Here is a 5007-nt window from a genome sequence, read left to right on the forward strand (position 1 = left end):
GGTGAAAGTACCGCTACTATGGTTCCCTTGATTTACCATCAAAGGGAAAGTTTTAAAGTAACTCAAGATCAAAAATGAGCGCAGGAATAACAAAAAATCCCGAAATCAAAGCTGTGCCAAGCTCCACCGATGAATTTATCAAAGGGCTTTGGCGTGATAATCCTGTGTTTGTACAGGTCTTGGGCATGTGTCCTGTTTTGGCAGTTTCCAATACCGCGCAAAATGCGCTTGCTATGGGATTGGCCACAGCGTTTGTTTTGCTTATGTCAAATGTACTGGTAGCTTCCTTGCGTAATTTCATACCCAAACAAGTTCGGATTGCTTCCTACATTTTGATCATCGCCACTTTCGTGACCGTGGTGGATTATGCCATTCAGGCCATCAGCGTGGATTTGCACAAAAACCTTGGGGCCTTTATTTCTCTGATTGTCGTCAACTGTCTGATCTTGAGTAGGGCAGAAGCTTTTGCCTCCAAAAACACCATCAGCAAATCCATCATGGATGCCTTGGGAATGGGGTTGGGCTTTGTCTTTGCCCTGTTTTGTTTGGGTGCAGTCCGTGAAATACTCGGTAGCGGGACCTTCTTTGACATATCCCTCTTTCCCGATTCATTTCAGGCCTGGATCATCATGATATTACCGGCCGGAGGGTTTTTTACTTTGGCACTTTGGCTCGTACTGTTCAATTTCTACAAACTTAAAAAGGCAAAGGCATGAACACGGAATCCTATTGGAGCATATTTATCAATGCCAGTTTGGTCAATAACTTCGTTTTAGCCTATTTCCTGGGCATCTGTCCTTTTATGGGAGTTTCCGGAAAAATGGAAACTGCCAGCAAGATGGGTGGGGCCGTGACCTTTGTGATGTTGATCAGTTCGGTTTGTGCTTATGGCATACATGCCTTGTTGGTGGCCATCAATGCCCCTTTTCTGCAATTGATCAGCTATATCGTCGTGATTGCATCGACGGTACAATTGGTGGAGATGTTTATCAAGAAAATGAGCCCGGCCTTGTTTAGGGCTTTGGGGATTTTCCTTCCGCTGATTACGACCAACTGTGCCATATTGGGTTTGGCTTTATTCCAAACCAACAAGGGATATGATCTTTCCCAAAGTCTGGTTTATGCCCTTGGTGCTGGTGCAGGTTTTACACTTGCATTGCTCCTGATGGCAGGAATCCGGGAGCAGTTGGAATTTGCCGAGGTACCCAATGTGGTGAAAGGCACCGCCATTACATTGCTGATTGCAGGGATATTGTCTTTGACATTTATGGGATTTTCAGGATTAGGTTAATTAAAAATATGTTTAAACGCATTCTTGCCAGTTAAGCCCCGAACCTTTCTAAACGAGACGGAAGACCGATGACCGAAGACCGATGTAACGTGAATTAAAGGATTTAACCAAAGTATCTATTTATCAAACTGGCGACAGTACGTGCAATCATAATAAAAAAAACCTGTTAGGTTTCTACCTTCAAGAATTAAGTTGACAAAGTAGGATTAATAATACATTGACATGGAAACATTAATGACATATGCAATTGGAATCGGGGCGATAGTCGTCATGATGCTCGCTTGGGTCTGGGTTCAGTCCCGGTGGAGGGATACCTTTTCAGAAAACACCTCCGATGAGGATGTCCTCGCCGAAAGAAGAAGCTGTGGCAACTGTGGTTGTGTGAAAGTGTGCAAAAAGGAAAAACAGTAAATAGCTCCCCTCTTCGGTCTTCTGTCTCCCGTCTCCCGTCTTCAATCCAGAATACATAAAAATATAACACTAACATCTAAATAGCACAACAATGTCCTATCTATCAGACCTCAATACAAAGCAGCAATACAAGGCCAAGGTGAAAAAAACCAAGCGTCTTACCCCTGCAAATACTGAAGAAATACGCGAGATTGTACTTGAAGTCGGTAGCCCTGATTTCAAGGTTAAGGTGGATCAAAGTTTTGGTGTACTAGTCGAGCATGACAGTGACTTTGGCAATGAGTTTCACCACCGCCTCTACAGTGTAGCCGATCTTCCTGAAACCAAAAACGGCAATGCCAATATCACCATGTTGGTCAAGCGCTGTTCCTATGTTGATGATTTCAGCGGGGAACTGTATCATGGCGTGAGTTCCAATTACCTCTGCGACCGCCAAGTCGGAGATGAAATCACCATCACAGGACCCTTTGAATTGCCATTTAAAGTTCCTGCCGATAAAAATTCCAACCTGATCTTGATCGGGATGGGAACAGGGATAGCTCCCTTCCGTGCTTTTATCAAGCATATCTATAGTGAGGTAGGAGACTGGAAAGGAAAGATCATGCTGTTTTATGGGGCTAAAAGCGGATTGGAACTCCTTTACCTTAATGATAAAGACGGTGACCTGACCAATTATTACGACGAAGCAACATTCGAAGCCTTCTCTGCTTTAAGTCCCCGCCCACATTGGGAAGATCCGATTTCTTTGGATGCTGCAATTGAGGAAAGGGCTGAGGAAATTCTGGAGCTGCTGAACTATTCCAACACTTACATCTACATCGCAGGATACGAAAAGGTAAAGGAAAATCTGAGTAAGGCCTTTATCAACATCATGGGCTCCAAAGAAAAATGGGACAACCGAAAAGCGGAGCTGATTGCGGGGAAGAAGTGGGCGGAGGTGATTTATTGAAAAATGACCGATGTCAGGTGACCGATGACCGATGACCGATGACCGAAGTTAATTTGACAGAAGACAGAAGACAGGAGACGGAAGCTAGCTACAAAAATGGGTTGAAAATAGCTTGCGTCATTCTGAACGAGCTTTGGTAAAGTTTGAAATTGAAAACCAACTCTATAGCGAAGTGAAGAATCTCTATTGATGGAAAAAGTGTCATGTTAAATCAATTGAAGGACAGATGCAAATAATGACGCAACATCCGTCATCCGTCATCCGACATCGGACATTAAAAATATCGAATATCGAATAATGAACACCGAATAACGAAGTGAAAAAACAAGGCTCCCCATGACAATACTAATCGCTTTACTTGCACTTGGCGGACTGACGCTTCTCTTGGCACTGATGCTGATCATTGCCAATAAGAAGTTCTATGTCTATGAAGATCCGAGGATTGATGTGGTGGAAGGAATGCTTCCCCATGCCAATTGCGGTGCCTGTGGTTTTCCCGGTTGCAGGCCTTTTGCAGAGGCCTTGGTCAAAGGTGAAATTCTGCCCGGAAAATGTACCGTCAGCAGCGAAGAAGGCAGAAAAGAAATCGCTGAATTTTTGGGAGTGGATGCTGGTTCGGAGGAAAAACGGGTAGCAAGATTGGCCTGTGCCGGAGGTATCAACGTAGCCATTAACCGCGCCAACTACGAAGGATTGGGCAGTTGTCGGGGCGCGGCATTGATTTCGGGTGGAGGCAAGGGGTGTTCTTGGGGTTGTTTGGGGCATGGAGACTGTGAGGTGGTCTGTGACTTTGATGCCATCAAGATGAATGCCTTTGGGATTCCTGTTGTCGATGAGGCAAAATGCACTGCCTGCGGAGATTGTGTGGAGGTTTGTCCCAAAGATCTTTTTTCTATACAACCTGTAAGCCATCGGCTTAGGGTAGCCTGTAAAAGTCTGGAAGCAGGAGATGGGGTATTGGAAGACTGTGAGGTAGGTTGCACCGCCTGTGGCAAATGTGCCATGGATGCCCCCAATCTGATCTCCATGATCCATAACCTACCCGTCATCGATTATTCCAAAAACCACCAAACCCAGATCCCTATCCAAAGATGCCCCACAGGTGCGATTGTGTGGATAGATGAAAAAGAAGGTGTGATCAAAGGCGCTGAAGCCAAAAAAATTGTACGGAAGGGGAAGTTGAAGATGGGAGAGAGTTGATTTTTTGATAGGGTGGGTGTGATATTGTCAATGTCTTTAATGACATATTTTCCCATTTGCCATAATCAATGTGACCTTAGAAAATTCAATTACTTTTTTCTGACCTTATTTTTTCCTAGCCATTGTTTTATCATTTCTAAAGTTTGAATTCTTTCAAGACATTATATTTGGTAACTTCCGCTGTAAGGTCCTGAATTTGACCAAACCAAAAGTCCTGTGGAGAGGCTTGATATTTAAAAAATATCTTTAGTTTTATAGGAGATATATCAACAATATTAGTGATAGCAACCCATTGGCGGTCATTGTAAAAAAAGATAGTTTACATTGGACAGGAATAAAAAATGAAACAGAATTTGACACATATTGCAATTGTTGTGGACGACTATGACAAGGCAATAGCATTTTATACAGAGAAATTACATTTCACTTTAATTGAAGACACTATTCTTTCAGACACAAAACGTTGGGTTCTAGTTAGACCAAAAGGTGCAAAAGAGTGTTCTATATTGTTGGCCAAAGGAGCAAATGATGAACAAAAAAGTAGAATCGGAAACCAAACAGGTGGACGGGTTTTTCTGTTCTTGCATACCGACAATTTTAAAAGAGACTATCAAAACCTAATTGACAACAAAGTAAAGATAACTAGAGAGCCAAGTTTTGAAGAGTATGGGACAGTTGCGGTTTTCGAAGATTTATACGGCAATCTTTGGGACTTAATTGAACCTAAAAAAGTAGACGAGTACTTCTACTCGACAGGAATTTTAAAAATCAAAGACCCTACTAAAATTGACTATACTGTTTCTGAACTTAGGAAATTAAGGAACAAAACGCTTTTAGAAAGTGGTAACATATCATTTGACATCAAACAAGTGAAAGACCAACCGACAAAAATAATTCTTTGGGAGTGCTTTAAAGACGGACAATCATTTAATGACCACTTAAGTTCAGAACATCTTCAAGAGTTCATAAAGCTTGACTTGGTAGAACTTGAGAATGGTTATTTGACAAATAACATAGAATAAACAACGAACCGCCAACAAAATGTTTGCGCAATGGTGGCGGGACATTAAGGTAATAAGTACATTTATCCTACAACGTTTTCCCACGCGGACAGTGGCGGCTTCGAAAAGCCACCACTGCGCAAACACAAACGTTG

The 5007-nt window shown here is 42.6% G+C and carries 5 protein-coding genes; all 5 read left to right on the plus strand.

All coding sequences use genetic code 11. The annotated features are described in order from the left end of the window. Positions 1–74: 74 nt before the first annotated feature. The 5 genes from rsxE (at position 75) to ACEW8U_RS20390 (ending at position 4873) form a co-directional block, all read left to right on the plus strand. Entirely contained in the window at positions 75–716 is a 642-nt protein-coding gene (gene rsxE / locus ACEW8U_RS20370) for an electron transport complex subunit RsxE (protein WP_373523892.1), read from the plus strand. Then, positions 713–1291: an electron transport complex protein RnfA gene (locus tag ACEW8U_RS20375; RefSeq protein WP_373523893.1), complete on the plus strand. Its 579-nt coding sequence runs from the start codon at positions 713–715 to the stop codon at positions 1289–1291. Before rsxE ends, ACEW8U_RS20375 begins: the two co-directional genes overlap by 4 nt. A gap of 502 nt (positions 1292–1793) precedes the next feature. Beyond that, entirely contained in the window at positions 1794–2651 is an 858-nt protein-coding gene (locus tag ACEW8U_RS20380; RefSeq protein WP_373523894.1) for a ferredoxin-NADP reductase, read from the plus strand. Positions 2652–2987: 336 nt separating this feature from the next. Continuing rightward, on the plus strand, positions 2988–3851 hold the full coding sequence (locus ACEW8U_RS20385; protein ID WP_373523895.1) for an RnfABCDGE type electron transport complex subunit B: 864 nt from the start codon (positions 2988–2990) through the stop codon (positions 3849–3851). Positions 3852–4192: 341 nt separating this feature from the next. Beyond that, the gene (locus tag ACEW8U_RS20390; RefSeq protein WP_373523896.1) at positions 4193–4873 is read left to right on the plus strand and encodes a VOC family protein; all 681 of its coding nucleotides are present in this window, start codon (positions 4193–4195) and stop codon (positions 4871–4873) included. Positions 4874–5007 lie beyond the last annotated feature (134 nt).

It is taken from the genome of Aquiflexum sp. (assembly GCF_041751335.1).
Classification (GTDB): domain Bacteria; phylum Bacteroidota; class Bacteroidia; order Cytophagales; family Cyclobacteriaceae; genus Aquiflexum.